The following is a 25,904-nucleotide window of genomic DNA, read 5'->3' as shown; positions in this document are numbered from 1 at the left end:
CATGCACGGCGAATCTCCAATCAAGCGTCGCGAATCCCGAAAGATCTGGGTCGGTAACGTGCCCGTGGGCGGCGATGCGCCTATCGCTGTGCAGAGCATGACCAACAGCGACACCAATGACGTGGCCGCCACGGTCGCGCAGATCAACCGCCTGGAAGCCGCCGGTGTCGACATCGTGCGCGTTTCCGTGCCGGACATGGACGCCGCCGAGGCGTTCGGCAAGATCAAGCAACTGGTCAAGGTGCCTTTGGTCGCCGACATTCACTTCGACTACCGCATCGCCCTGCGCGTGGCCGAGTTGGGCGTCGATTGCCTGCGTATCAACCCGGGCAACATCGGTCGCGAAGACCGTGTACGTGCCGTGGTGGATGCGGCCCGCGACCGGGGCATCCCGATCCGTATCGGTGTGAACGCCGGTTCCCTGGAAAAAGACCTGCAAAAGAAATACGGCGAACCGACCCCGGCGGCGCTGGTGGAATCCGCCCTGCGCCACGTCGAGCACCTTGAGCGCCTGAACTTCCAGGACTTCAAGGTCAGCGTGAAGGCGTCCGACGTGTTCATGGCCGTCGAAGCCTACCGCCTGCTGGCCAAGGAAATCGTCCAGCCGCTGCACCTGGGCATCACCGAAGCCGGTGGGTTGCGTTCGGGCACGGTGAAATCCGCCGTCGGCCTCGGTATGCTGCTCGCCGAAGGGATTGGCGATACCATCCGCATCTCGTTGGCGGCTGACCCGGTCGAGGAAGTGAAAGTCGGATACGACATTCTCAAGTCCCTGCACCTGCGTTCCCGTGGCATCAACTTCATCGCCTGCCCGAGCTGCTCGCGGCAGAACTTCGATGTGGTCAAGACCATGAACGAACTGGAAGGGCGCCTCGAAGACCTGCTGGTGCCACTGGATGTCGCGGTGATCGGTTGCGTGGTCAACGGGCCGGGCGAAGCCAAGGAGGCCCATATCGGCCTGACTGGCGGTACACCGAACCTGATTTACATCGACGGCAAGCCGTCGCAGAAACTGACGAATGACAATCTGGTGGATGAGCTGGAACGGCTGATTCGCCAGAAAGCGGCCGAAAAGGTCGAAGCCGACGCAGCGGTCATCGCGCGCGGTTAAGTCGAAAGATTAAGGAATAGACGTGAGCAAGTCTCTGCAAGCCATTCGTGGCATGAACGACATCCTGCCCGAGCAGACGCCCCTGTGGCGCTATTTCGAGGGCACCGTGGCGCGCCTGCTGGATAACTACGGTTACCGGCAGATCCGCATGCCGATCGTCGAGTTCACCGAGCTGTTCAAGCGCTCCATCGGTGAAGTGACCGACATCGTCGAAAAAGAGATGTACACCTTCGACGACCGCAACGGCGATTCCCTGACCCTGCGCCCCGAAGGCACTGCGGCCTGCGTACGTGCGGTGCTCGAACATGGCATCACCGGCGGCGGCCAGGTGCAGAAGCTCTGGTACGTCGGCCCGATGTTCCGTCACGAGCGCCCGCAGAAAGGCCGTTATCGCCAGTTCCACCAGATTGGCCTGGAAGTGTTCAACCTCGAAGGTCCGGACATCGATGCCGAGCTGATCGTCATGACCTGGCGCCTGTGGGGCGAGCTGGGGCTGCGTGACGCGGTCAAGCTCGAGCTCAACAGCCTGGGCACCAGTGAGTCCCGTGGCCGCTACCGTGAAGCGTTGGTGGAGTTTCTTTCCGCGCACCTGGACAAGCTCGACGAAGACAGCCAGCGCCGTCTGAAGACCAATCCACTGCGTGTGCTGGACACCAAGAATGCCGACACCCAGGCGGTCCTGGTCGACGCGCCGAAAATGGCCGACTACCTCGACGACGAATCCCGTGCGCACTTCGAAGGGCTGAAGGCGCGCCTGGACGCCGTGGGCATTCCCTACGTGATCAACCCCAAGTTGGTTCGCGGCCTGGATTACTACAGCAAGACGGTCTTCGAGTGGGTCACCGACAAACTCGGCGCCCAAGGCACCGTATGTGCCGGCGGCCGCTACGACGGGCTGGTGGAGCAGATGGGCGGCAAGCCGACCCCGGGCGTGGGCTTTGCCATGGGCATCGAGCGCCTGGTGCTGATGCTGGAAGCCTTGGACAAGGTGCCCGAAGAACTGTCCCGTCAGGTCGACGTCTACCTGTGCGCCTTTGGCGAGGCCGCCGAACTGGCCGCCTTGTCGTTGAGCGAGCGGATCCGCGACCAGTTGCCCAACCTGCGCTTGCAGATCAACGCCGGCGCCGGCAGCTTCAAGAGCCAATTCAAGAAGGCCGACAAGAGCGGTGCGCTGTATGCACTGATCCTCGGTGACGACGAACTGGCCCAACAAGTGGTAGGTTTCAAACCCCTGCGTGGCCAGGGCGAACAACAAAGCATTGCCTGGGATGCGCTTGCTGCACACCTGGCCACCTGCGTCGTGCAGGGTTGAAGCTGTCAAACAGCCGATTTAGCGATTAAGGAGTATTGGGGTGTCGAGTACCGAAGATGAACAGCTGGCGGATTTGAAGGACTGGTGGACGCGCAACGGCAAGCCGCTGGTCACTGGCGGCCTGTTGGCGCTGGTCATCGTGTTCGGCTGGCAGGCCTACCAGAAATACCAGAGCAACCAGTCGCAAGGCGCCTCGGTGCTCTACCAGCAATTGCTGGAAACCACCCTGACCCCGGATGGCAAGCCTGACGCGGCCCGCGTGGCGGACCTGGCCGGCAAGCTGGACAAGGAATTCGGCGGCACTGCCTACGCGCAGTACGGTCGCCTGTTCGTGGCCAAGGTGGCGGTGGACAGCGGCAAGTTGGACGACGCGGCCACCGAGCTCAAAGGTATCGTCGACAAACCGGCCAACCCGACCCTGGGCGAAGTGGCGCGTCAGCGCCTGGCGCAGGTGCTGGCGGCCCAGAACAAGGCCGAAGACGCCTTGAAGCTGCTCGACGGCGATGCCGACAAGGCGTTCCTGGCGACCCGCGAAGAACTCAAGGGCGACCTGCTGGTACAGCTGGGCCGTGCCGATGAGGCCCATGCGGCCTACCAAAAAGCCAAGGCTGCGCTGTCGGATGAAGCCGCAGTCGGTGGCCTGCAAATCAAGCTGGACGACCTGGCCAAAGGGGATGCGTGACGTGATCCAGTGGAAACATGCAGCATTGCTGGCCCTGGCCATTCTGGCCGCGGGTTGCAGCAGCAACAGCAAGAAAGAACTGCCGCCAGCCGAACTGACCGACTTCAAAGAAGAAGTCGTGCTGCAGAAGCAGTGGAGCCGCTCCATCGGCGATGGCCAGGGTGAAACCTACAACATGCTGGTGCCGGCCATCGATGGCGACACCATCTATGCCGGCGACGTCACGGGCGTGGTCATGGCCATGGACCGCAGCAATGGCGACGTCAAATGGGAGAAAGATCTTGAACTGCCCGTTTCCGGCGCCGTTGGCGTGGGTTACGGCCTGGTCATGATCGGCACGCTCAAGGGCGAGATCGTCGCCCTGGACGCGAGCAGCGGTGAAGAGAAATGGCGCGCCCGCGTGACCAGCGAAGTGCTCGCACCGCCAGCCACCAACGGTGACGTGGTGGTGATCCAGACCCAGGACGACCGCCTGATCGGCCTGGATGCCGCCACCGGCAACCAGCGCTGGTTGTATGACAGCACCCCGGCGGTACTGACCCTGCGCGGCACCAGCGCGCCGATCGTCACCAACCGCCTGGCGGTGGCTGGCTTGTCGACCGGTAAAGTGGTGGCCCTGGATGTTTCCAACGGCGTGCCGGTCTGGGAACAGCGCGTGGCGATCCCACAAGGTCGTTCGGAACTGGAGCGTGTGGTCGACATCGACGGCGGCTTGCTGCTGTCCGGCGGTACGTTGTACGTCGCCAGCTACCAGGGCCGCGTGGCGGCACTGGACCTGGAAAGCGGTCGTCCGTTGTGGCAGCGCGATGCGTCCAGCTACGCCGGTGTCGCCCAGGGCTTTGGCAGCGTCTACGTGAGCCTGTCCTCGGGCACAGTCGAAGGCGTTGACGAGCGTTCCACCACCGCCTTGTGGAGCAACGACTCCCTGGCCCGTCGTCAGCTGTCGGCCCCGGAAGTGTTCTCCAGCTACGTCGCAGTGGGTGACCTGGAAGGTTACCTGCACCTGCTCAGCCAGGTGGACGGTCGTTTCGTCGGCCGTGAGCGCATCGACAGCGACGGCCTGCGTGCCCGTCCGCTGGTGGTGGGCAACATGATCTATGTGTATGGCAACAGCGGCAAACTGGAAGCCCTGACCATCAAGTAAGACTATGCTTGGGGCTAGATCTCAAGCGGCCCGTCCTTTGTGGGAGCGGGCTTGCTCGCGAATACGGTGTATCAGAAGAAAATTTGTTAACTGACACACCGCTTTCGCGAGCAAGCCCGCTCCTACAGGACTGCCTCCGAGCACCAGCCGCTGCCTCGCAGCGGCTTTTGTATTTTCTGAAATAACGAAGTGGAGAGCCGCATGGTTCCCGTAATCGCCCTGGTGGGCCGACCGAACGTCGGCAAGTCCACCTTGTTCAACCGCCTGACCAGGACTCGCGACGCCATTGTCGGCGACTTGTCCGGTCTGACCCGTGATCGCCAATACGGTGAGGCCAAGTGGCAAGGGCGTACCTATATTCTGGTCGACACCGGCGGCATCTCCGGTGATGAACATGGCATGGACGAAAAAATGGCCGAGCAGTCGCTGCTCGCCATTGAAGAAGCCGATGTGGTGCTGTTCCTGGTAGACGCCAAGGCTGGTTTTACCGCCGCCGACCAGATGATCGCCGAGCATTTGCGCAAGCGTAACAAGCGTTCCTACGTGGTCGCCAACAAGGTCGACAACATCGACCCGGACATGGCCCGCGCCGAGTTCGCCCCGTTGGGCATGGGCCAGGCGATCCCGATCGCCGGCGCCCACGGTCGTGGCATCACCCAGATGCTGGAAATCGCCCTGGAGAGTTTCCCCAAGGACGACGCGGAAGAGCCGGAAGAGGGCGAGGAAGAGATCGTTGCCGAGGGTGAGGAAGCCAAGCGCATTCCGGGCCCGAGCGAAAAAGACGGGATCAAGATCGCGATCATCGGCCGTCCCAACGTGGGCAAGTCGACGCTGGTCAACCGCATGCTCGGTGAAGACCGGGTCATCGTCTACGACCAGCCTGGCACCACCCGTGACAGCATCTACATTCCCTTCGAGCGTAACGAAGAGAAGTACACGCTGATCGACACCGCCGGTGTGCGCAAGCGCGGCAAGATCCACGAAGAAGTTGAAAAGTTCTCCGTGGTCAAGACCTTGCAGGCGATCAAAGACGCCAACGTGGTGATCTTCGTGATGGACGCCCGCGAAGGCGTGGTCGATCACGACCTGAACCTGCTGGGCTTCGCCCTGGAAGCCGGGCGTGCGCTGGTCATCGCGATCAACAAGTGGGACGGCATGACGCCGAGCGAGCGGGATTTCGTCAAGGTCGAATTGCAGCGCCGGCTGTTCTTCGTCGACTTCGCCGACATCCACTTCATCTCGGCCCTGCACGGCACGGGCGTGGGCAACCTCTACGCTTCGGTGCAGAACTCGTTCAAGTCGGCGGTCACCCGCTGGCCGACCAACCGCCTGACCCAGATCCTCGAAGATGCGGTAGGCGAGCACGCGCCACCGATGGTCAACAACCGTCGGATCAAGCTGCGCTATGCCCACTTGGGCGGTGCCAACCCGCCGATTATCGTGATCCACGGTAACCAGATCGAGAAGGTGCCCAAGTCGTACGTCCGTTACCTGGAAAACACCTACCGTCGCGTCCTGAAGCTGGTCGGCACGCCGATCCGCATCGAGTTCAAGGGTGGCGAGAACCCGTACGAAGGCAACAAGAACACGCTCACCGACCGCCAGGTCAACAAGAAGCGCCGCTTGATGTCGCACCACAAGAAGGCCGACAAGAAGCGCCGCGACAAGCGTTGATCGATAGTCACCGCAGATCCACTGTGGGAGCGAGCTTGCTCGCGATAGCGGCAGTACATCAACAGGGATGCAGGCTGATCCACCGCCATCGCGAGCAAGCTCGCTCCCACAGGGTATGAGTTGTTTCAGTGTGAGAAGGGTGCCCTTTGTGGCACCCTTTTTCATGCCCGGCGATTGGGCTATCCTCGAGCTCTCCCGCGCCGTACCAGAGCCGGGTGCAGAGCAGGGACCCTCCATGATCACCAGCAAGTTGCCGAACGTCGGCATCACGATTTTCACCCAGATGTCCCAGCTCGCCGCGCAGACGGGTGCGCTGAACCTGTCCCAGGGCTTTCCCGATTTCGATGGCCCGCAGGCCCTGCGCGATGCGGTTGGCCGGCATATTGCTCAAGGCCATAACCAGTACTCACCGATGACCGGCCTGCCGGCGCTGCGCCAGCAGATCGCGGCGAAGATCGCCCGCAGCTACGGCGCCAACGTCGATGCCGATCAAGAGGTCACCGTGACCCCTGGCGCGACCCAGGCGATTTTCTGTGCCATCGCGGCGGTGGTCCACAGCGGTGACGAAGTGATCGTTTTCGACCCTAGCTATGACAGCTACGAGCCTTCCGTTCTATTGGCCGGTGGGCGCTGCATACACGTGCCATTGGGCCTGGATGACTTCGCCATCGACTTCGAGAAGCTCGGCGAAGCCCTGAGCCCGCGCACGCGCATGATCATCCTCAACTCGCCGCACAACCCCAGCGGCGCCCTGATCAGCCGCGCCGAACTCGATCAATTGGCGACGCTGATTCGCGACCGTGACATCTACCTGGTCAGCGATGAGGTCTACGAACACCTGGTGTTCGACGGCGTCGCCCACGCCAGTGTCCTGGCCCACGAAGAACTGTACCGCCGCGCCTTCGTGGTCAGCTCGTTCGGCAAGACCTACCACGTCACTGGCTGGAAAACCGGCTACGTGGTGGCCCCAGCGGCCCTGACGGCAGAGCTGCGCAAGGTGCACCAGTACGTCAGTTTCTGCGGCGTGACGCCGTTGCAGTACGCCCTGGCCGACTACATGGCCGAACATCCGGAACACGTCGACGAACTGCCGGACTTCTACCAGGCCAAGCGCGACCTGTTCTGCGATCTGCTGGCCCCGTCACGGTTCAGCTTCAAGCGCGTGACCGGCACTTATTTCCAGTTGGTGGATTATTCGCGGATTCGCCCGGATCTGAATGACGTCGACATGGCGGTGTGGATGACCCGCGAGCATGGCGTGGCGACGATTCCGATCTCGGTGTTCTACCAGGACCCACCCCAAGGCCAGCGCCTGGTGCGCCTGTGCTTTGCCAAACGCGAGGAGACGCTGCGCGAAGCGGCGGAAAAACTATGCGTGATTTGAGCGCGTTGCCGGACCTCGACATTGCCCTGGTCCAGACCACCCTGGCCTGGCACGACCGCGAGGCGAACCTGGAGCATTTCGAAGCGCTGCTCGAGCAGGCGCGCGGGGCTGACCTGATCATCCTTCCGGAAATGTTCACCACGGGTTTTTCCATGGAGTCCGAGACCCTGGCGGAGCCGGAAAACGGCCCCACCCGCCGTTGGCTCAAGGACCAGGCGAAGAAACTGGATGCTGTCATCACCGGGAGCGTGATCGTCCAGGCCGGCGACGGCAGCCATCGCAATCGCCTGCTGTGGGCGCGACCGGACGGTGAAGTGCTGCATTACGACAAGCGCCATCTGTTTCGCATGGCCGGCGAGCACAACCACTACACGCCGGGCGAGCGACAGGTGCTGTTCGAACTCAAGGGCTGGCGGATTCGCCCGTTGATTTGCTACGACCTGCGCTTTCCGGTGTGGAGCCGCGACGCCGAGGACACCGACCTTTTGCTGTACACCGCCAACTGGCCCGGAGCGCGGCGTATGCACTGGAATCGGCTGCTGCCGGCCCGGGCGATCGAGAACCTGTGCTACGTGGCGGCGGTCAACCGCGTTGGCACCGACGGCAAGGGCTTCGCCTACACCGGTGACAGCCAGGTGCTGGATTTCCAGGGTGAAACCTTGCTCAGCGCCGGCGACGCGGATGGCGTGTTCACCGTGTGTTTGAATGCGGTGGACCTGGCGGCGTATCGCACGCGGTTCCCGGCGAACCTGGATGCCGATCGCTTCGAATTCACGAATTGAAACGATTCAGCCTCAAGGAACGGTGTTGCGTGCCGATAACCGGTCAGCCAAGGAGAAGTCCCTATGACCAGCATCAGCGCAACCACCGTAAACCCTTATCCGTTGTCAGCCCCTAAAGTCTCCATCCGCGGGACTGAAGAAGAGAAAGCGGTCAGTCCAGTGACATCGACTGACGCCGACGACAAGGACAAGACCCTGCAGGTCGATACCCGCGGCGCGAATGTCGCCGGCGCTCCCGCCAGCGGCGGTGTGGACATCATTGAGCAACTGAAAAAGCAGATCGAGCAGGCCGAAAAACTGCTGGCTCAGCAGCAAGCTCAGTTGGCCCGCGTGCAGAAGAGCCAGGCCAACGAAGAGCAGAAGGCCCAGCAGGCCATGGCCATCCAGACCCAGATCATGGGTACCCAGGCAATGCTGCAAACCTTGCGGGCGTCGTTGTTGCAGGCCATGACCGTTTCTGTCGATACCCATGCCTGACAGTTTGGTTGTCTGACAGGCCGTCATCGCGAGCAAGCTCGCTCCCACAGGGGGCACAGGATTTCGGCCTCACTGAAGATCCAGTGTGGGAGCGAGCTTGCTCGCGATGAGGCCAGTACAGTCAGCACCCAACCATCAGCCAAACAAAAAGGCCCCAGGGTTCACACCCCGGGGCCTTTTTGCATTTCAGCCCAGGAATCAGGCTGCCTTGGCTTCCGGCTGGCTCAGCGAGCGGTTCAGCGCACTGAACAGCGCCTTGAAGCTCGCCGTGGTGATGTTCTCATCGATACCCACGCCATGCACCGCACGCTCGCCGTTGACTCGCAGTTCGATGTAGGCCGCCGCCTTGGCATTGGTGCCGGCGCCGATGGCGTGTTCGTTGTAGTCCATGATCTCCACTGGAATCGGCAGGCCGGCCACCAGCGCTTCCAGGGCGCCGTTGCCCTTGCCGCGCCAGTGCAGGTTGGTCTCGCCCTGGCCCTTGCTTGCCACTTCCACCTCTACGGCGCTGTTGCCGTTCTCTTCCTGCAGGCGATGGCTGACCAGCGCGTACGGGGTGTTGGCTTGCAGGTATTCACGCTGCAGCAGGCCGTGGATCTGCTGGGCGGTCATTTCCAGGCCCAGGCGATCGGTTTCGCGCTGTACCACCTGGCTGAACTCGATCTGCATGCGACGCGGCAGGCTGATGCCGTATTCCTGTTCCAGCAGGTAAGCGATACCGCCTTTGCCCGACTGGCTGTTGACGCGAATCACCGCCTCGTAGCTGCGACCGATGTCGGCCGGGTCGATCGGCAGGTACGGCACTTCCCACAGGGTGTCCGGTTTCTGCTGGGCGAAGCCCTTGCGGATGGCGTCCTGGTGCGAGCCGGAGAACGCGGTGTGGACCAGGTCGCCGACGTACGGATGACGCGGGTGCACCGGGATCTGGTTGCATTCCTCGACCACTTTGCGCACGCCGTCGATGTCGGAGAAGTCCAGCTCCGGGTTGATGCCCTGGGTGTAGAGGTTCAGCGCCACGGTCACCAGGTCGACGTTACCGGTGCGTTCGCCGTTGCCGAACAGGCAGCCTTCGACACGGTCGGCGCCGGCCATCAGGCCCAGCTCGGTGGCGGCCACGCCGGTGCCACGGTCGTTGTGGGTGTGCAGGCTGATGAGCACGCTGTCACGCCGGGTGATGTTGCGGTGGAACCACTCGATCTGGTCGGCGTAGATGTTCGGGGTGGCGACTTCCACGGTAGCGGGCAGGTTGAGGATCACCTTGTGCTCGGGCGTCGGGTTCCAGACTTCGATCACCGCGTCGCAGACTTCCTTGGCGAACTCCAGCTCAGTGGCGCTGAAGGTTTCTGGCGAGTATTCGAACTGCCATTGGGTTTCCGGCTGCTGGGCGGCGTATTTGACGAACAGCTTGGCCGCGTTCACCGCGATTTCCTTCACGCCTTCCTTGTCCTGGTTGAACACGATGCGGCGGAACGAAGGGCAGGTGGCGTTGTACAGGTGGACGATGGCTTTTTTCGCACCGCGCAGGGATTCGAAGGTACGGGCGATCAAGTCTTCACGGGCCTGGGTCAGCACCTGGATGGTGGTGTCGTCCGGGATGTGGCCTTCTTCGATGAGGGTGCGCACGAAGTCGAAGTCGGTCTGGGAAGCGGCCGGGAACGATGCCTCGATTTCCTTCACGCCCACCGCGACCAGGGTTTTCCAGAAGCGCAGCTTCTTGACCGCGTCCATCGGCTCGATCAGCGACTGGTTGCCGTCGCGCAGGTCGGAGCTGCACCAGATCGGCGCGGCGGTGATGGTCTTCGACGGCCAGGTGCGATCCGGCAGGTTGATGGTCGGGAAGGCGCGGTATTTGGAAGACGGGTCTTTGAGCATGCTCATGGGGAAATCCTTATTGTCGTGGCCGGAAAAAGGCGGCCTGCCGGTGGTTCGAATGGGGTGGCTTGAAGCCTGGACGAGGTGCCGCGATTCAGCCCGGCAGTCGTGCGCTGACGAGGCACAGGCTGCGGTGCTGGCGAAGCTGGATAAGGGTGTGAGAGGTTTTCATGCTCCAACCCTAACCGCGTGAACGGCGGATCGCAAGCAGTCGGAAAAAATTGAGAGAAGTTTTGCTTTGGGGAGGTTTAGCGAGATTTAATCGCGAGTTCTTCGGAAATTTGTAGTTTTATTGCGTCGATGTTTGTGGCTCGGCAATTCAGGGAGAGACGGTGCTGCTGCTGGCCCCATCGCGAGCAAGCTCGGCTCCCACAGGGTAGCTCGGTACTTCTGAAATAGTGCTGAACCTGTGGAAGTAGGTACTTTTAAGAACAGCGTCGTCCCTGTGGGAGCCGAGCTTGCTCGCGATGAGGCCAGTCGCCTCAGCACACATCTCAGGGCTGGAACGCCCCGATGAAAATCGCCGGATCCACCCGCGCATCGTTCAGGCTGATATTCCAGTGCATATGCGGCCCGGTCGCGCGGCCGGTGGCACCGACCTTGCCCACCACGGTGCCTCGGGCCAATTGCTGGCCGACCTTCACGTCGATCTTCGACATGTGGCAGAACATGCTGATGAAACCCTGGCCATGGTCGACGAACACCGTATTGCCATTGAAGAAGTAATTGCCGGTGAGGATCACCTTGCCCGCGGCCGGGGTCTTGATCGGTGTACCGGCGGGCACGGCGAAGTCCAGGCCGGCGTGGGGGTTGCGCTCTTCGCCGTTGAAGAAACGACGCACGCCGAACTTGCTCGACAGCGGGCCGTTGACCGGTTTGTCCAGCAACAGGTTGCTGGGGATGTTCGGACTGAAGCTGCGGTAGGCCTTCAGTTGCACCGCCAGCTCGGCGTCGATGCGCTTGAGGTCCGCCGGGTTCGGGTTGACCTGACGCTTGTTCTTCAAGGTGATGTGTTGCTCGGGGTACTTTTTGTAGCCGACCACAAACGGCTGGGTGCCGCCGCCACTGCTGATCTGTTGGGTGCCGGGTTGGACCGTCAGCGGGATGCCGACAATCGCCAGCCAGTTGTCCTGTTCCTTGACCACCAGCACCGGCTTGCCCTGGTAAGTGGCTTTGGGGGCCTGGGCCGCGCTGCCCAGGTCCACCACAGCCACGCCGCCGGGCACTGGCTTGTTCAACAAGCGAGTGATGTAACTGTCGGCGTGGGCGTTGAAGGTCAGGCACAGCAAGAACAATGGGGCGAGATATCGCGGCATGAATCAGTCCAGTAAAGAAAGGGTGACTGGCGTCAGGTGATTGTCTTCGACCCGCACCAGCAGTTCGCCTTCGCCGAGCTTGGCGGTCAGGCGCTGGCCGGTCTGGGTTTGCCCGGCGCTGCGGATCGCATGGCCGCGTTCGTCGAGCAAGATGCTGTAGCCGCGGCCGAGGGTCGCCAGGGGGCTGACGATGTGCAGCGTCTGCATCTGGTTGTGCAACTGCACGCGGCGCGCCTTGAGGCCTTCACGCATGGCCCGGGGCAGGCGTTCGGCCAGGCTGTCCAGGCGCTGGCGCAACATGGCCAACTGTCGGCCCGGGTGTTGCCCGGCGAGGCGGGTTTCCAGGCGGATCAGCCGCTCGCGGCGGGTATTGAGGTTGCGTTCGAAGGCCCGGCGCAGGCGCATGTCCAGGTCGTCGAGGCGCTGGGCTTGCTGGCGCAGGCGCTCACCGGGATGACGCAGGCGCCGGGTGAGGCCTTCGAGGCGCAATTGATCGCGCATCAGCCGGTCGCGCATGCGCATCACCAGCCGGCGATGCAGGCTTTCGACCCGACGCACCAGGTCGCCGGCATCCGGCGCCAGCAGTTCGGCGGCGGCGGACGGGGTCGGGGCGCGCACATCGGCGACGAAATCGCTGATGGACACGTCGGTTTCATGGCCGACGGCGCTGACGATTGGCGTGACGCAGGCATCCACCGCCCGAGCCACGGCTTCTTCGTTGAAGCACCATAAGTCTTCCAGCGAACCGCCGCCCCGGGCCAGGATCAGCGCATCGAAGCCACGGGCGTCCGCCAGTTTCAGGGCGCGGACGATTTGCCCGGTGGCTTCGCGGCCTTGCACGGCGGTGGGAATCAGGGTCAGGGCAATCTGCGGCGCCCGGCGGCGGAACACACTGATGATGTCGCGGATCACCGCGCCGGTGGGCGAGCTGATGATGCCGATGCGTTGTGGATGGGCTGGCAGCGGCACCTTGCGTTCGGCACTGAACAGGCCCTCGGCGCTGAGTTTTTCCTTCAGGGCATCGAAGGCCAGGCGCAGGGCGCCATCGCCGGCCGGCTCCACGGTGTCGAGGATCAACTGATAATCGCCACGGCCTTCGAACAGCGAAACCTTGCCGCGCACCTTCACCGCCAGCCCGTCCTTCAAGGCCTGGCGCACCCGCGCGGCATTCTGCCGGAACAGTGCGCAACGAACTTGGGCACCGCTGTCCTTGAGGGTGAAGTACACATGGCCGGAGGCCGGCCGGGCAAGGTTGGAAATCTCGCCCTCGACCCAGATGTTGCTGAACACGTCTTCGAGCAACACCCGCGCACGGCCGTTGAGCTGGCTGACAGTCAGGACCTCGCGGTCCAGGCCCAGTCGGGCAAAGGGATCTTTAATCATGGGCGGCATGATAAGGGCATTTGTAGCTGAATCTCCATGTGTACAGAGAATTAGACCGAGTCGCCTGCATCGCGAGCAAGCTCGCTCCCACAAGGGTGCTGCGTCGTACACAGCATTTGAATCCAATGGAAATCCAATGTGGGAGCGAGCTTGCTCGCGATAGTGGTGGAGCTGTCACCACAAATGCTGGATATGCCCCGACACATCTGGCTAAAGTCGCCGCTTCGTCATCAAGGAAGTGCCGGATGAATCTTCTGTCGTGGTTGGGCCAGTGGGCATTTGCCCCCCTGGAATGGCTGGTGATCGGCTCGGCCATTGCCCTGGCCTACATCGTGTTCGGCATCGCCGGGTTCGGCACGGCGCTGGTGGCTGCGCCCATCCTGCTGCTGTTCATGCCCTTGTCGAAGATCATCCCGCTGCTGGTCCTGCTGGATTTTGTCGCGGCCTTCGGCAACCTGTTGCCATCGCGTCGGGACGTGTCCCGGCCGGAGCTGTTGCGGTTGCTGCCGTGCATGGCACTGGGCTGCACCCTGGGAGTGATTTTCCTGCTCAACCTCAAGTCCGACCTGTTGTTGCTGTTGATGGGGCTGTTCATCAGCAGCTATGCCATCTATAGCCTGTTGATAAAAACCCGGCCGACGCAGCTGTCATCGCGGTGGGCGTTTCCGATGGGCACGGTGGGCGGGATGTTCGGGGCGTTGTTTGGCAGTGGCGGCTTTTTATATGCCATCTACTTGAATAGCCGCCTGCCCAAGGACCCGGCCCGGGCCACGCAAAGTGCCTTGATCAGTTGCAGCACGGTGGTGCGCTTGAGCCTGTTTATCGTCGCCGGTGTGTATGCCGAGCTACCCTTGTTGGTACTGGCGTTGTGTTTGTTGCCGGCCATGGCGCTGGGGCTGTGGGTGGGTCGTCGCCTGACCATGAGGTTGTCGCGCGAGGCGTTCGTGCGCTTGGTGACCTGGCTGGTGCTCGCCAGCGGCATTGCCTTGATCGGGCGTTACCTGAGTGCTTGACCTGGCTCGGCCAGGGATTAAGCTGCCGGCCTTTATTCGCCCCCATGGGAACCTCCAGGCCTCGTCATGAATTCGCAAAGCATCATCGTCCCGAAAATTTCCACCCTGCCGGTCCACGAGCCCCGGGCCCGGGCGATCGTGCGCTGGCTGGTGCGCAAAAATATCGTCGAAGAACAACTGACCACCTGCGGGCGCACCGGCAATCGCATGGCCCACGCCATCGCCCCCGGCGCACGGGCGGTGGTCCTGCACCCCGATGCCTTGCCGTTCGGCGAAGCGATCAATGGCCTGGAGATCATCACCAAGCGCTGCATCTATACGCCAGCCAAGGGCTTTCTCGAAGAAGCCGGTTGCGCCGAGTGCCGCAAGGAAGTCGGCGAAGCGTTGTTCGAAAGCCTGGAAGACTGGATGCCAGCGCGCACCGACAACTTCACCTGCCCCGAATGCGGTCATGAAGATGACATCAATGGTTTTCTGTTCCTGCAGCCGTGCGGCTTTTCCAACCTGGGGTTCATTTTCAACAACTGGCTGGAGGCGGGGTTCAAGCAGGACTTTCTCGATGAGTTCGCCGATTGGCTCGATCAGCCGGTGAGTTGGGTGAGGGTGGAGTTGTAGGTGAGGAGGCATGCGGTCCCGTGGCGAGGGAGCTTGCTCCCGCTCGGTTGCGCAGCAACCGCCAAAAGCCGGGGCCGCTTCGCAGCCCAGCGGGAGCAAGCTCCCTCGCCACAGGGGTTCTGTGTTGTATGAGAGTGTGGTGGTTTTGCCCCGTCAATCAGCCCGCCAATAATAGACAGAGTTTTACATTGAGCCAGACGGGGTCCATGAGTATAATGGCGCGCTTCCATTTTCCCGCTCGGGAGCCCCCGCGATGCTGCGTATCAGCCAAGAAGCTCTGACCTTCGACGACATTCTCCTAGTGCCCGGTTATTCCGAAGTACTGCCTAACGAAGTCAGTCTCAAAACCCGTCTCACCCGTGGCATCGAACTGAATATCCCCCTGGTTTCCGCCGCCATGGACACCGTGACCGAAGCCCGTCTGGCCATTGCCATGGCCCAGGAAGGCGGTATCGGTATCATCCACAAGAACATGACCATCGAACAGCAGGCCGCCGAAGTGCGCAAGGTCAAGCGGTTCGAGGCTGGCGTGGTCAAGGATCCGATCACCATCGAGGCTGACGCCACGGTCCGGGATCTGTTCGAACTGACCCGCATGCACAACATCTCCGGCGTTCCGGTACTGCACGATGGCGACCTGGTCGGCATCGTCACCTCCCGTGACGTACGTTTCGAGAACCGTCTCGATGCTTCCGTCCGCCAAGTGATGACGCCTAAAGAGCGCCTGGTCACGGTCAAGGAAGGCACCAACAAGGACGAAGTCCGCGAGTTGCTGCACAAGCACCGTATCGAGCGCGTGCTGATCGTCGACGACAAATTCGCCCTCAAGGGCATGATGACCGTCAACGACATCGAAAAAGCCAAGGCCTACCCGCTGGCGAGCAAGGACGACCAGGGTCGTCTGCGTGTCGGCGCTGCGGTCGGCACCGGCAAGGACACCGGCGACCGCGTCGCTGCCCTGGTCAATGCCGGCGTTGACGTGGTGGTGGTCGACACTGCCCACGGTCACTCCAAAGGCGTGATCGACCGCGTTCGCTGGGTCAAGCAGAACTTCCCTGACGTGCAGGTGATCGGCGGCAACATCGCCACCGGCGAAGCCGCCAAGGCCCTGGCCGAAGCCGGCGCCGACGCGGTCAAGGTCGGTATCGGCCCAGGCTCGATCTGCACCACCCGTATCGTCGCCGGTGTCGGCGTGCCGCAGATCAGCGCCATCGCCAACGTCGCCGCCGCCCTTGAAGGCACGGGCGTGCCGTTGATCGCCGACGGCGGTATCCGCTTCTCCGGTGACCTGTCCAAGGCCATCGTCGCCGGTGCCTACTGCGTGATGATGGGTTCGATGTTCGCCGGCACCGAAGAGGCACCGGGCGAGATCGAACTGTTCCAGGGCCGTAGCTACAAGGCTTATCGCGGCATGGGTTCGCTGGGCGCCATGTCCCAGGCCCAGGGCTCTTCCGACCGTTACTTCCAGGACTCCTCCGCGGGTGCCGAGAAGCTGGTGCCGGAAGGCATCGAAGGTCGCGTGCCGTATAAAGGCACCCTGAGCGCCATCATCCATCAACTGATGGGCGGCCTGCGTTCCTCAATGGGCTACACCGGCAGCGCCGACATCGAAGAGATGCGTACCAAGCCGGAATTCGTGCGCATCACCGGCGCCGGCATGGCCGAGTCCCATGTCCACGATGTGCAGATCACCAAGGAAGCGCCGAACTACCGCGTAGGTTAAGGCTTCCAGCAAAACGTTAATCACCGGGGCTGTTCATTCAGCCCCGAGTTGTTTCTGATTCACTACATGAGAATGAGTCATGGCCCTCGACATTCACGCTCACCGCATCCTGATCCTCGACTTCGGTTCCCAGTACACCCAGCTGATCGCCCGCCGCGTGCGTGAAATCGGCGTGTACTGCGAACTGCATCCGTTCGACATGGATGACGAAGCGATTCGCGAATTCGCTCCGAAAGGCGTCATCCTCGCCGGCGGCCCCGAGTCCGTGCACGAAGCCGACAGCCCGCGCTGCCCGCAAGCCGTGTTCGACCTGGGCGTGCCGGTCTTCGGTATCTGCTACGGCATGCAGACCATGGCGGAACAGCTGGGCGGCAAGGTCGAAGGTTCGGACCTGCGTGAGTTCGGTTATGCCCGCGTCGACGTGGTCGGCAAGAGCCGCCTGCTGGACGGTATCGAAGACCACGTCGACGCCGACGGCCTGTTCGGCCTGGACGTGTGGATGAGCCACGGTGACAAGGTCACCAAGATGCCGGAAGACTTCCACATCCTGGCCAGCACCCCGAGCTGCCCGATCGCCGGCATGTTCAACGATGATCGCCGTTACTACGGCGTGCAGTTCCACCCTGAAGTGACCCACACCAAGCAGGGCGGCCGCATCCTGTCGCGTTTCATCCTCGACATCTGCGGGTGCGAAGCCCTGTGGACCCCGTCGAAAATCGCTGAAGACGCCATCGCCCAAGTCCGCGCCCAGGTCGGTACCGACAACGTGCTGCTGGGCCTGTCCGGCGGCGTCGACTCCTCGGTGGTTGCCGCATTGCTGCACAAGGCCATCGGCGACCAGTTGACCTGCGTCTTCGTCGACAACGGCCTGCTGCGCCTGCACGAAGGTGAGCAAGTGATGGCCATGTTCGCCGAGAACATGGGCGTCAAGGTGATCCGCGCCAACGCCGAAGAGCAGTTCCTGAACAACCTGGCCGGCGAGTCCGACCCGGAGAAGAAACGCAAGATCATCGGCCGCACCTTCATCGACGTGTTCGATGCCGAATCCTGCAAGCTGGACAACATCAAGTACCTGGCCCAGGGCACCATCTACCCCGACGTGATCGAGTCGGCTGGCGCCAAGAGCGGCAAGGCCCACGTGATCAAGTCCCACCACAACGTCGGCGGCCTGCCAGAGGAAATGAACCTCAAGCTGGTCGAGCCGCTGCGCGAATTGTTCAAGGACGAAGTGCGTCGCCTCGGTCTTGAACTGGGCCTGCCCTACGACATGGTCTACCGCCACCCCTTCCCGGGCCCGGGCCTGGGCGTGCGGATTCTCGGTGAAGTGAAGAAGGAATACGCCGACCTGCTGCGTCGCGCCGACCACATCTTCATCGAAGAACTGCGCAAGGCCGACTGGTACCACAAGGTCAGCCAGGCGTTCGTGGTGTTCCAACCGGTGAAATCGGTGGGCGTGGTTGGCGATGGCCGTCGTTACGCCTGGGTCGTGGCCCTGCGTGCCGTGGAAACCATCGACTTCATGACCGCTCGCTGGGCACACCTGCCGTACGAGCTGCTGGAAACCGTTTCCGGGCGCATCATCAACGAAATCGAAGGCATCTCCCGCGTCACGTATGACGTGTCGAGCAAGCCGCCGGCGACGATTGAGTGGGAATGATGGGACGTCCGGCATTGTCCGGCACCCATTAGCAAAAAATGCCCTGAAGCCCGCGTAATTGCGGGCTTTTGGCTTTTTGGGGCATTGGCTGAGTCAAATGCCCTGCCGGGTGCTCGATACCCTGTCGCCTCGGCAGGGAAGGCCCTGGGATCAAATCTCTTGATCAGCCCGGTTTCATTGGGTTCTCTCGTGATGCGTGAGTGCTTTTCCGGGTACGGTTTTATTTTTCGTGCGCGGCGATGAACATGGCGACGGCCGCCCGGCAATAGGATTCGATTTCGTTGTCGTCCTCTGCCCAGGCCTCATCGAAGCGCGCGATTATCAGGAGATCGGATCCTTTGAACAGCGCGGCAAACAAGCGGGCGGACTGGAGAGGATCGGGCACGTTCAGAACCGCCTTCGCGTGCAACTGACCCAACAGGGCCTCGATCTGGGCAATGACATAGGCGGGGCCGGCTTCGTAATGGCGCTTGCTTAACGATTTTTGATTCGTCTTGTCGGCCATGATCATGGCTTCGACACTGCGCACGTCGGTGCTCAACAACGTGCGAAGCAGGGATGTTCCCACCGCCATGAGCTGATCTGCCGCCGAACCGCCGACGCCTTCAATAAGGGCCTGCGGTGCAAACTGTTGGCAGTGGGCCGCAATGGCCGCACTGAACAGCGCCTCCTTGTTCTCGAAGTGCCGATAGATACTGAGCTTGGATATCTTTGCCCGCTGGGCGACCTTGTCCATTGTCGTCGCTTGAAAACCCAATTCCACAAAAAGTTCGCCCGCGGCGTCGATGATCGTCTGGCCTAGCGCATCGTTGGCGGGCCGGCCGCGTCGGGCCTGACTGTGTTCGGTCATAAAATTCCAGTACTTGACAGTATCTAAATTGGTGAATTATGGTACTTCCTAGTTTCTTAATTGTGCAAGCGATCTCCCTTCATCCACAGCGCGGAGCCCATCACCATGAATGACGTCATCATCATCGGCGGCAGTTTTGCCGGTCTTGCCGCCGCCCTGCAACTCGGCCGTGCCCGCCGCAAGGTCACCGTTCTCGATACCGGCCTGCCGCGCAATCGTTTCGCCGACCACTCCCATGGCCTGCTCGGCCACGACCACAAGCCACCGCTGGAGATCCTGGCCGAGGCGCGGCAGCAGCTGGCACGCTATCCCACGATCCAGCTGGTCACTGCCCGGGCCGAGAGCGTCTCCGGCGCCATCGACGATTTCTCCGTCCTCACGGGCGAGGGCGAAACCCTCAGGGCGCGCCGCCTGATCCTGAGCTATGGCGTCGCCGACCAGATGCCTGAACTTCCCGGCTTTGCCGAAGGCTGGGGCACCTCCATCGTGCCTTGCCCCTATTGCGACGGCTTTGAAGTTGCCGGCCGGCACTGGGGCCTCGTCTGGTCCGGCCCAATGTCGCACAACTACGTCAGGCTGTACCACGATTGGACTGACACGTTGACGGTCTTTGCCAATGGTCACGACATTCCACCCGACATCCGGGCCGATCTGGCGCGCCGTGGCATCCCTGTCGTCGATGGCCGGGTCACCGAAATCGACCATGACGAGAGCCATAACGCCACCGTCAGGCTCGACGCCGGCCCCTCTGTCGCGGTCGACATCCTGTTCGCGCATCCGCGCAACAAGCCGTCCGCACGCCTGCATGAATCGTTGGGTCTCGCCACGGTCGATACGCCCCAGGGCATCGTCCTCAAGGTCGACGAGCGCCGCGAAACCAGCGTGCCCGGCATCTACGCCGCCGGCGACCTCGCCAGCCTCGCAATGCCCTCGGTCACCACGGCATCATGGCAAGGCGCGACGGCGGGTATCTCCGCCCAGCAGTCGATGCTGGTTTGAGATCAAGCAGCATCGATCACGCCAATTCCAATTTCACAACAGACGCGAGTGCCACCATGGAAGTCCTGAAGAAATTCAAGCCGCTAGACGATAAATTCCCGCTTGAGCGCCAACTCGGCATCTCGGCCGCGCCAATCGTACTCATCAACATATTCACGGTCGGTTCCGCCGACGAAGCGGGCTTCCTGGACGCCTTCAAGGCGGCAGGCGAAACCCTGAAGCAGCAGCCGGGTTTCATCTCCACCCAATTGCACCGAGCGATCGGTGATAGCCCGACGTTCCTGAACTATGTGGTGTGGGAGTCCACCGAGACGCTCCGCGATGCCTTCGCTCGTCCCGAATTCGTCGCGAAGGTTTCGGCCTATCCGTCATCCGTCGTAGCCACCCCGCACTTGTTCCAGAAGGTTGCCGTCCCCGGTTTTTGCACGGCCTGACTCCAGAAATATGGCAAGGCGCGATGGCGGGTACCTTCGCCCAGCAGTCGATGCCGGCTTGAGAGCACAGATTGGAGATGAGCATGGAGGCGCACATGTCCAAGAGCAGAAAAACCGAAGCCAGCATCAGCATTCTCGCCCGACCACTCTTGAAAAAAGGCTGACACACATGGAGTTCGAACACGTCACTTTCGACCTGCCACACGGCACCTTTCATGCGTTGAAGGGAGGGGATCCCGATGGTCAACCGACGATCGTCTTGCACGGTTTCCCGGATCATCCGCCGACCGCGAAGCCGTTCCTTGCCGAGCTCGGCCGCCGTGGCCGTCACGTCATCGCACCCTGGCTTCGCGGTTACTCACCGTCCCCGACCGCGGGCCCGTTCGACTTCGCAGCCCTCACCAGCGACGTGCTCGCGCTGATCGACCGCTGGTCTCCGGGGCGAGCCGTGGAGTTGATTGGCCACGACTGGGGCGCCCTGATCACCTATGACGCCTGCGTCACCGCGCCGGAGCGGATCGAACGCGCGGTCGCGCTCGCAATCCCTCACCCGCTCACGTTCATGAGCCGGCTGACGCACCCCGCTCAACTGCGCCGGAGCTCGTACATGGGGCTCTTTCAACTGCCTGGAAGCGGCTGGATCGCCACCGCCCGCGATCTCGCCTTCATCGACCGCCTCTGGCGTCAGTGGTCGCCCGGCTTCTCGCTCGATCCCGCTCTCAAGGCAGAGCTACACGAGCATCTGCGCAAGAGCATGCCCGCGCCCCTAAAGTATTACCGGGCGATGCTGCGCCCCGGCATGATTGGTGCGACGCGCCGCATGTCTCAGCCGATCACGGTGCCCCTGTTGCAGCTTCACGGTGCCAACGACGGCTGCATCCTCCCCGCGCAGGTCGACGACCGACATCGGTTCGCCGCCCCGCACGCGATGGAGGTCGTCCCCGGCGTCGGTCACTTCCTGCACATCGAGGCCCCTGAGGCGATCGCGGAACGGATCGCGGCATGGGCCAAGTAGCGTCCTTTCCTCCTTGCCTCGATCAAAGGGGCGCTGGTCAAGAACGAATCAAAACGAGGAGATGTCATGACAGAGCAAAAAGCCCCTCAGGTCGCCGACTGGAATGGCCAAAGCGGTGAGTACTGGGCCGCCAACCAGGCCCGGCTCGACGCCATGTTTGCGGTGTTCGGCCAGGCCGCGATCGAAGCCGCCGCGCCCGCCACGGGCGAACGCGTGCTGGACGTCGGCTGCGGCGCGGGCGCATCGAGTCTGGATCTGGCTGGCCGCGTCGGCGCGGGCGGCCATGTGCTGGGCGTGGACATATCCGAACCGCTGATCGGCCGAGCGCACGCACGGGCACCCCAGGATACGCCGGCCCGGTTCCGGGTAGCCGACGCCAGCCGCGCCGAGCTACCCGAGGGCGCGTTCGACATCCTGTTCTCGCGCTTCGGAGTGATGTTCTTCGACGATCCGACAGGGGCCTTCACCCATATGCGACGCGCGCTTCGGCCGGGCGGGCGGGTCGCTTTCGTCTGCTGGCGCGGCGTGGCCGAGAACGATTGGGTGCGCCTGCCGATGGGCGCGATCAAGGGCATCGTCCCACTGACCGCACCGCCCGATCCCGAAGCGCCCGGCCCATTCTCGTTCGGTGATCGGGGGCGGGTGACACGCATCCTGACGGCGGCCGGCTTCACCGATATCGCGATCGCGCCCTTCGATGCTTCTATCCCGTTCGGTGAGGGCGGGACACGGGACGAAGCGATCGACGACGGGGTGAAGATGGCGTTCGAGGGCGGCCCGCTGTCGCTTGTGCTCGCTGACCAGCCCGACGACATCCGCGCCCGCGCCTGGGCCGCGGTTCGTGCCGCCTTCGCGGGCCTCCCCGGCGAGCGGTCGGTGATGATCGACGGCGCGGCGTGGATCGTCACGGCACGCAATCCGGCAAGCTGACAGGGAGTAACAGGGAGGACGCTCCCGCTCGGTGGCGCGGGGTGTCTTTGGCCGGTCAGATTGATGCCCCTTCTGGCTTGGAAGCCGTCGTTTACAGCGTTTTCATGACACTCGAAAACGTTACCGGAGGCCTTCGCACACCGATGATTCGCCGATGCGGCCTTCCTTGCACAGGTCGAGATTGTCCCTGCGCGAGAACCCTGCGTCTTTCATGCAGTAGAACCGGGTCAGCACAACATCAATCGGCGAGGTGTCTCCCGCGCCATCAAGATTGGTATACCCGCAAGCACGCATGGCGTTATCGACGCCCGATTGGGACACCCCCTTTTTGTACCATTGTGTGAAGTCCCCAGGCGGCGGTTGAAAGCCCCTTCCCGTGCAGCCAACCAGTAACACTGCGCACAAACTCAGCAACAGGCTCCTCGTGCACATGGCGTTATTCCTTATGGTTTGACTCGGATCAAGTGTGAGACGCCGTCGGGTGAGTCTCTCCAGTGGTGTAGGATCAGCGTGGCGCCGGCAGACGGGGCAATTCCACAGCAGCACCGACAGCGTACAGGGAACTTCCACTCTGCAAATGCTTCTATACAGTCCTTTTTAAACTGTTCAGGGATCGAATGAAAACTTCTTTGGCGTTTCCATTAGCAATCACTTTCGCCCTTGTCATGGCCGGCTGCAGCAGCCGTCAGGCGGGTGATCTTACTTCAGGGCCGGTCGTTCCACTGGCCATGAATGACCATCAAGCCAGCGTGACTTTCCGTACCATAGGCGGCGAGGGTGATCGTCCTGTCAGTTACCTGTACGGGTATGCCAATACTGGATTCATGAGCGCGGGTGAGCGGGTTTACGACTCTGCTTACTTCAAGCGCATACCGGCTTATCTGAAGAAAATCGCCGGTGGGACTGACAACATCAGTCAACTGGTCGAATCGGACAAAACGGTGTACGTAAAAGGGGAGGTCAAGGACAAACCGTTTACCTTTAACGGTATTCCCATGCCCACGCCGTTCGACAAGGAACAGCCTGTTGCGCAGCAATTCACGCCGCAAGCCAAGAAGAATTACCTGGTTGAAACCGTGATCGCCGACACTTGGGTCATGAACGTGTACGAAATCTCCGCAACGGGTGAACGCAAAACCATTGGCGTTCCAAAAAAGGATGCCGACGCAAACTGACCGTGCAGGGATAGTCTTTTCATGACGATAAGAACTTTCCAATAAGGCATTCGGCAACCTATCAGTGTGGCGAGGAAGCTTGCTCCCTCGCCACAGGGGGATAGACGTTTCCAAGGTGTCTGTGCCCAGCGGCTGCGCAAAGTCGTGTTTGAAGTTGTGCTTAAATGCCAACTTCCCCCATCGTTGCTCTTGGCTTGTCCACGTTTGTCGCTCTCTGCAAGTGAATGCGCAAAGCTGTCGGCCGCTCACAAGAAGACTGCAGACTTCCATCCCAAGAACACCGTGCCGACAAACTCAGAAACGGTGTCATTGCCCTTATGTTCAAACGCATCCTGTCCGCCCTGGGCGGTAAGAAGTCCCGCACTTCGACACCCGTTTCTTCTGCGCACCCTGAGGCGACGCCGCCCCAGCCGGCCGACAATGAACTTATCACGGTCTACGACAGCTACGGTCGTGAGATGAAGATCACCCGCAACGAGTGGCGCGACCAAGTCTTCCTGCCAAACCTGCAGGAGAAATGGCGTTCTGCCGACGAGCTCTACAGCCTGATTATCTCGGGGTTGAATGATGGCTTTGTCGCTGACTTGATCCCGGCCGCTGCGCAACTTGTCGAGATCGACAGCAATCCCGAGCGCAGCCATGTCATCCAGGGCATTGTGCTGATGGAGAACGGCCAGCTCGATGCCGCCGAAAACACGCTGCGCACGGGGATGGCGAAAGTGGGCGCGACGGGTACCTTGCTGACCAACCTGGCCAAGGTCTTCAGCGAGCGAGGCGAGCCAGTGCTTGCCGATGAAACGCTTTGGCGCGCGATCCAGGCCGACCCCAACCTGGAGAACGGCCTGTTGTGGTGGGCAGCCATGCAGCGGGAAAGGGCCGGCGAGGCGGGCTATCTCGAGGCGCTGCGTTCCGTGGCGGCGTTACCCGGCAGTTGGCGTGCGCCATTGTGGTTGGCGCGTCATTGCCTGGAACAGAACGACGTCGAGTCGGCACGCAGGTTTTACGCGCAGGTGCTGACGGCGGGTACCTTCGACGGCAATGCCCTGATGATGATCTCGGGCGACTTGGGTAACAACGGCCAGATCCCACTGATCGTTGAGTTGGTCGGGCCTGTCTACGATGAACGCAAACACGACCCCATGGCCGGTATCAACTTGCTGCGCGCCTATCAGGCACTCGGGAATGCGGTCGAAGGCGAGGCGCTGCTCGCCCGCCTGTATGCCCTGGGTTTTGCACCGATCAAAAGCCAACTCGATCAGTTTGCCCAAGCCTTCCTGCAAATGCACAAACAGGACGACCAAGGCGTGCCGGTTGATCCTGAAAGCCTGAGGTTCGCGACGTTGGCATTGAGCCAGCCGATCTGGCACTACGGTTTGCGCAACGCCGACTGGTTCTTTGCGCAGAAACCGGAAGGGGCATCGGAAATCGGCTTCTTCGCGTTATCCAAAAGCACAGACGGATCAGAGCGCGCCGAATCGCAACGGGAGGATGAACTGGGGCGCTTCGCGCGCGCGATTCCTCTTTACCTGTCTGAAGCCGTGCACTACTGGAGCGACCATGTAGGCACTTGTTACATCCAAATCGTGGAAGGCGGCGGCCCGGTGCTATCGGGGTGTGAAGCCGACGGCCACGCGCTTTTCGATATCGTGCCGCCGACGATGAAGTCCTTCATCACCGGCGAGATCGGCTGTTCGGGTGAAGGTGATCAAGCCCAATGGCAGATTTCCCTGAAGCTCTGGGACTGCGCGACCCGCACCCAGCAGGCCGCGGAAGTCGGCAGCGCGGTGACAGCAGACATCGGCGCGCTGGTACTCGATCTTGAGACGCGCTTGCTGGCCGGCATTGGACTGAGGCGCGAGACACCACTGGATTCGTTCTACCTGCATCCCACGGCCGAAGTTCTGCCGGTGTACCTGACCGAGCTGGGCCAGGCCTTCACGTTGACGCTGCTGGCGAACGGGCATATGCCCAAGTCCGCAATGTGGGGTGAGCGCGCCATGCTCGACTGGCCGCTCAACATGGCCCTCCACTGGCCGACGGTTGAAGTCGCAAAATTGATGTACATCTCCGGGTTGGGCAAAGCCTTCGATTACCAGTCGGACGTACTCGCCGAATACAAAGAACGCAGCCTGCAATTGCTGCGTGAGTTGGAACAGGCGCGCAGCCCTGTATTGCGCTTGGCTCCGCTGATATGGAGGGTGTTCGGTATGCAGGCAGAGTTACACGCCCACATTCGGGACTTGCCCGCTGATACACGGCCTGAACATAAGGCCTGGCTGGCGCGAATCAGCGAATAACGGGGCTCTCGACCACCGTCAGGGCGACTGACGGTGCGGGTTCAAGGGGGCATGTCCGA

23 protein-coding genes are annotated in these 25,904 nt (G+C 61.9%); 18 read left to right on the top strand and 5 right to left on the bottom strand.

The window, feature by feature from the left end:
- Position 1: 1 nt before the first annotated feature.
- From ispG to J4E53_RS01125, 8 genes are all read left to right on the top strand, one after another.
- Positions 2–1,111: a flavodoxin-dependent (E)-4-hydroxy-3-methylbut-2-enyl-diphosphate synthase gene (gene ispG, locus J4E53_RS01160; RefSeq protein ID WP_003185136.1), complete on the top strand. Its 1,110-nt coding sequence runs from the start codon at positions 2–4 to the stop codon at positions 1,109–1,111.
- Between the two features lie 22 nt (positions 1,112–1,133).
- On the top strand, positions 1,134–2,423 hold the full coding sequence (gene hisS / locus J4E53_RS01155) for a histidine--tRNA ligase (RefSeq protein ID WP_025212010.1): 1,290 nt from the start codon (positions 1,134–1,136) through the stop codon (positions 2,421–2,423).
- Positions 2,424–2,463: 40 nt separating this feature from the next.
- Entirely contained in the window at positions 2,464–3,105 is a 642-nt protein-coding gene (locus tag J4E53_RS01150) for a tetratricopeptide repeat protein (RefSeq protein WP_003198017.1), read from the top strand.
- Positions 3,098–4,249 (top strand): outer membrane protein assembly factor BamB, encoded by a 1,152-nt coding sequence (gene bamB, locus J4E53_RS01145; RefSeq protein ID WP_060739088.1) that lies wholly within the window; start codon positions 3,098–3,100, stop codon positions 4,247–4,249. The genes J4E53_RS01150 and bamB overlap by 8 nt, the downstream gene beginning before the upstream one ends.
- A gap of 201 nt (positions 4,250–4,450) precedes the next feature.
- Positions 4,451–5,923 carry a ribosome biogenesis GTPase Der gene (gene der, locus J4E53_RS01140; protein WP_053118638.1) on the top strand — a complete coding sequence of 491 codons (1,473 nt, stop codon included), beginning with the start codon at positions 4,451–4,453 and terminating at the stop codon, positions 5,921–5,923.
- Positions 5,924–6,158: 235 nt separating this feature from the next.
- Positions 6,159–7,307: a pyridoxal phosphate-dependent aminotransferase gene (locus J4E53_RS01135; protein ID WP_103307927.1), complete on the top strand. Its 1,149-nt coding sequence runs from the start codon at positions 6,159–6,161 to the stop codon at positions 7,305–7,307.
- Positions 7,295–8,089 (top strand): amidohydrolase, encoded by a 795-nt coding sequence (locus tag J4E53_RS01130; RefSeq protein ID WP_060739086.1) that lies wholly within the window; start codon positions 7,295–7,297, stop codon positions 8,087–8,089. Before J4E53_RS01135 ends, J4E53_RS01130 begins: the two co-directional genes overlap by 13 nt.
- Positions 8,090–8,152: 63 nt before the next feature.
- Positions 8,153–8,566 (top strand): hypothetical protein, encoded by a 414-nt coding sequence (locus J4E53_RS01125; RefSeq protein WP_060739085.1) that lies wholly within the window; start codon positions 8,153–8,155, stop codon positions 8,564–8,566.
- 198 nt (positions 8,567–8,764) lie between these two features.
- On the opposite strand, the gene leuA is transcribed toward J4E53_RS01125, so the two are convergent.
- The 3 genes from leuA to xseA all read right to left on the bottom strand — a co-directional run bounded on the left by leuA (position 8,765) and on the right by xseA (position 13,137).
- The gene (leuA, locus tag J4E53_RS01120; RefSeq protein WP_103307926.1) at positions 8,765–10,444 is read right to left on the bottom strand and encodes a 2-isopropylmalate synthase; all 1,680 of its coding nucleotides are present in this window, start codon (positions 10,442–10,444) and stop codon (positions 8,765–8,767) included.
- Between the two features lie 488 nt (positions 10,445–10,932).
- Entirely contained in the window at positions 10,933–11,754 is an 822-nt protein-coding gene (locus J4E53_RS01115; RefSeq protein WP_060739083.1) for a peptidoglycan DD-metalloendopeptidase family protein, read from the bottom strand.
- A 3-nt stretch (positions 11,755–11,757) separates the two neighbouring features.
- Positions 11,758–13,137: an exodeoxyribonuclease VII large subunit gene (gene xseA / locus J4E53_RS01110; protein ID WP_103307925.1), complete on the bottom strand. Its 1,380-nt coding sequence runs from the start codon at positions 13,135–13,137 to the stop codon at positions 11,758–11,760.
- 245 nt (positions 13,138–13,382) lie between these two features.
- Here xseA and J4E53_RS01105 point away from each other — a divergent pair, with 245 nt between their 5' ends.
- The 4 genes from J4E53_RS01105 (at position 13,383) to guaA (ending at position 18,145) form a co-directional block, all read left to right on the top strand.
- Positions 13,383–14,150 (top strand): sulfite exporter TauE/SafE family protein, encoded by a 768-nt coding sequence (locus tag J4E53_RS01105; protein ID WP_103307924.1) that lies wholly within the window; start codon positions 13,383–13,385, stop codon positions 14,148–14,150.
- Between the two features lie 66 nt (positions 14,151–14,216).
- Positions 14,217–14,765, top strand: a complete 549-nt coding sequence (locus J4E53_RS01100) for a sugar ABC transporter ATPase (RefSeq protein WP_103307923.1) — start codon at positions 14,217–14,219, stop codon at positions 14,763–14,765.
- 253 nt (positions 14,766–15,018) lie between these two features.
- Complete coding sequence (gene guaB, locus J4E53_RS01095) at positions 15,019–16,488, top strand: IMP dehydrogenase (RefSeq protein ID WP_060739079.1); 1,470 nt, start codon at positions 15,019–15,021, stop codon at positions 16,486–16,488.
- 79 nt (positions 16,489–16,567) lie between these two features.
- A complete protein-coding gene (gene guaA / locus J4E53_RS01090) occupies positions 16,568–18,145 on the top strand; it encodes a glutamine-hydrolyzing GMP synthase (protein ID WP_045155136.1) in 1,578 nt (525 codons plus the stop codon).
- A gap of 220 nt (positions 18,146–18,365) precedes the next feature.
- On the opposite strand, the gene J4E53_RS01085 is transcribed toward guaA, so the two are convergent.
- Positions 18,366–18,995: a TetR/AcrR family transcriptional regulator gene (locus J4E53_RS01085; protein WP_103307922.1), complete on the bottom strand. Its 630-nt coding sequence runs from the start codon at positions 18,993–18,995 to the stop codon at positions 18,366–18,368.
- Positions 18,996–19,100: 105 nt separating this feature from the next.
- Between J4E53_RS01085 and J4E53_RS01080 the strand changes: the two genes are divergently transcribed.
- The 4 genes from J4E53_RS01080 to J4E53_RS01065 all read left to right on the top strand — a co-directional run bounded on the left by J4E53_RS01080 (position 19,101) and on the right by J4E53_RS01065 (position 22,373).
- The gene (locus J4E53_RS01080) at positions 19,101–19,994 is read left to right on the top strand and encodes an NAD(P)/FAD-dependent oxidoreductase (protein ID WP_103307921.1); all 894 of its coding nucleotides are present in this window, start codon (positions 19,101–19,103) and stop codon (positions 19,992–19,994) included.
- A 56-nt stretch (positions 19,995–20,050) separates the two neighbouring features.
- Positions 20,051–20,428 carry an antibiotic biosynthesis monooxygenase gene (locus J4E53_RS01075; RefSeq protein ID WP_072408112.1) on the top strand — a complete coding sequence of 126 codons (378 nt, stop codon included), beginning with the start codon at positions 20,051–20,053 and terminating at the stop codon, positions 20,426–20,428.
- A gap of 169 nt (positions 20,429–20,597) precedes the next feature.
- Entirely contained in the window at positions 20,598–21,443 is an 846-nt protein-coding gene (locus J4E53_RS01070; RefSeq protein ID WP_063321978.1) for an alpha/beta fold hydrolase, read from the top strand.
- Between the two features lie 66 nt (positions 21,444–21,509).
- A complete protein-coding gene (locus tag J4E53_RS01065; protein WP_103307920.1) occupies positions 21,510–22,373 on the top strand; it encodes a class I SAM-dependent methyltransferase in 864 nt (287 codons plus the stop codon).
- A 120-nt stretch (positions 22,374–22,493) separates the two neighbouring features.
- On the opposite strand, the gene J4E53_RS30660 is transcribed toward J4E53_RS01065, so the two are convergent.
- Positions 22,494–22,805: a hypothetical protein gene (locus tag J4E53_RS30660; protein ID WP_103307919.1), complete on the bottom strand. Its 312-nt coding sequence runs from the start codon at positions 22,803–22,805 to the stop codon at positions 22,494–22,496.
- A 185-nt stretch (positions 22,806–22,990) separates the two neighbouring features.
- Here J4E53_RS30660 and J4E53_RS01060 point away from each other — a divergent pair, with 185 nt between their 5' ends.
- Positions 22,991–23,548 carry a hypothetical protein gene (locus J4E53_RS01060; RefSeq protein WP_103307918.1) on the top strand — a complete coding sequence of 186 codons (558 nt, stop codon included), beginning with the start codon at positions 22,991–22,993 and terminating at the stop codon, positions 23,546–23,548.
- Positions 23,549–23,865: 317 nt separating this feature from the next.
- Positions 23,866–25,845: a lipopolysaccharide assembly protein LapB gene (locus J4E53_RS01055; RefSeq protein ID WP_103307917.1), complete on the top strand. Its 1,980-nt coding sequence runs from the start codon at positions 23,866–23,868 to the stop codon at positions 25,843–25,845.
- Positions 25,846–25,904: the final 59 nt, after the last annotated feature.

The organism is Pseudomonas sp. FW305-28, assembly GCF_017351395.1.
Taxonomy (GTDB): Bacteria; Pseudomonadota; Gammaproteobacteria; order Pseudomonadales; family Pseudomonadaceae; genus Aquipseudomonas; species Aquipseudomonas fluorescens_AA.
Note: the sequence above shows the minus strand (reverse complement) of the source record. Positions and strands in the feature narration are given on the sequence as shown.

Coding starts and splice junctions, on each gene's coding strand:
- leuA (WP_103307926.1), bottom strand. CDS start 10,444: ATGAGCATGCTCAAAGACCCGTCTTCCAAATACCGCGCCTTCCCGACC.
- J4E53_RS01065 (WP_103307920.1), top strand. CDS start 21,510: ATGACAGAGCAAAAAGCCCCTCAGGTCGCCGACTGGAATGGCCAAAGC.
- guaB (WP_060739079.1), top strand. CDS start 15,019: ATGCTGCGTATCAGCCAAGAAGCTCTGACCTTCGACGACATTCTCCTA.
- ispG (WP_003185136.1), top strand. CDS start 2: ATGCACGGCGAATCTCCAATCAAGCGTCGCGAATCCCGAAAGATCTGG.
- bamB (WP_060739088.1), top strand. CDS start 3,098: ATGCGTGACGTGATCCAGTGGAAACATGCAGCATTGCTGGCCCTGGCC.
- J4E53_RS01060 (WP_103307918.1), top strand. CDS start 22,991: ATGAAAACTTCTTTGGCGTTTCCATTAGCAATCACTTTCGCCCTTGTC.
- J4E53_RS01075 (WP_072408112.1), top strand. CDS start 20,051: ATGGAAGTCCTGAAGAAATTCAAGCCGCTAGACGATAAATTCCCGCTT.
- J4E53_RS01100 (WP_103307923.1), top strand. CDS start 14,217: ATGAATTCGCAAAGCATCATCGTCCCGAAAATTTCCACCCTGCCGGTC.
- J4E53_RS01085 (WP_103307922.1), bottom strand. CDS start 18,995: ATGACCGAACACAGTCAGGCCCGACGCGGCCGGCCCGCCAACGATGCG.
- J4E53_RS01125 (WP_060739085.1), top strand. CDS start 8,153: ATGACCAGCATCAGCGCAACCACCGTAAACCCTTATCCGTTGTCAGCC.
- J4E53_RS01055 (WP_103307917.1), top strand. CDS start 23,866: ATGTTCAAACGCATCCTGTCCGCCCTGGGCGGTAAGAAGTCCCGCACT.
- J4E53_RS01135 (WP_103307927.1), top strand. CDS start 6,159: ATGATCACCAGCAAGTTGCCGAACGTCGGCATCACGATTTTCACCCAG.
- guaA (WP_045155136.1), top strand. CDS start 16,568: ATGGCCCTCGACATTCACGCTCACCGCATCCTGATCCTCGACTTCGGT.
- J4E53_RS01080 (WP_103307921.1), top strand. CDS start 19,101: ATGAATGACGTCATCATCATCGGCGGCAGTTTTGCCGGTCTTGCCGCC.
- J4E53_RS01130 (WP_060739086.1), top strand. CDS start 7,295: ATGCGTGATTTGAGCGCGTTGCCGGACCTCGACATTGCCCTGGTCCAG.
- J4E53_RS30660 (WP_103307919.1), bottom strand. CDS start 22,805: ATGTGCACGAGGAGCCTGTTGCTGAGTTTGTGCGCAGTGTTACTGGTT.
- J4E53_RS01070 (WP_063321978.1), top strand. CDS start 20,598: ATGGAGTTCGAACACGTCACTTTCGACCTGCCACACGGCACCTTTCAT.
- J4E53_RS01115 (WP_060739083.1), bottom strand. CDS start 11,754: ATGCCGCGATATCTCGCCCCATTGTTCTTGCTGTGCCTGACCTTCAAC.
- der (WP_053118638.1), top strand. CDS start 4,451: ATGGTTCCCGTAATCGCCCTGGTGGGCCGACCGAACGTCGGCAAGTCC.
- J4E53_RS01105 (WP_103307924.1), top strand. CDS start 13,383: ATGAATCTTCTGTCGTGGTTGGGCCAGTGGGCATTTGCCCCCCTGGAA.
- xseA (WP_103307925.1), bottom strand. CDS start 13,137: ATGATTAAAGATCCCTTTGCCCGACTGGGCCTGGACCGCGAGGTCCTG.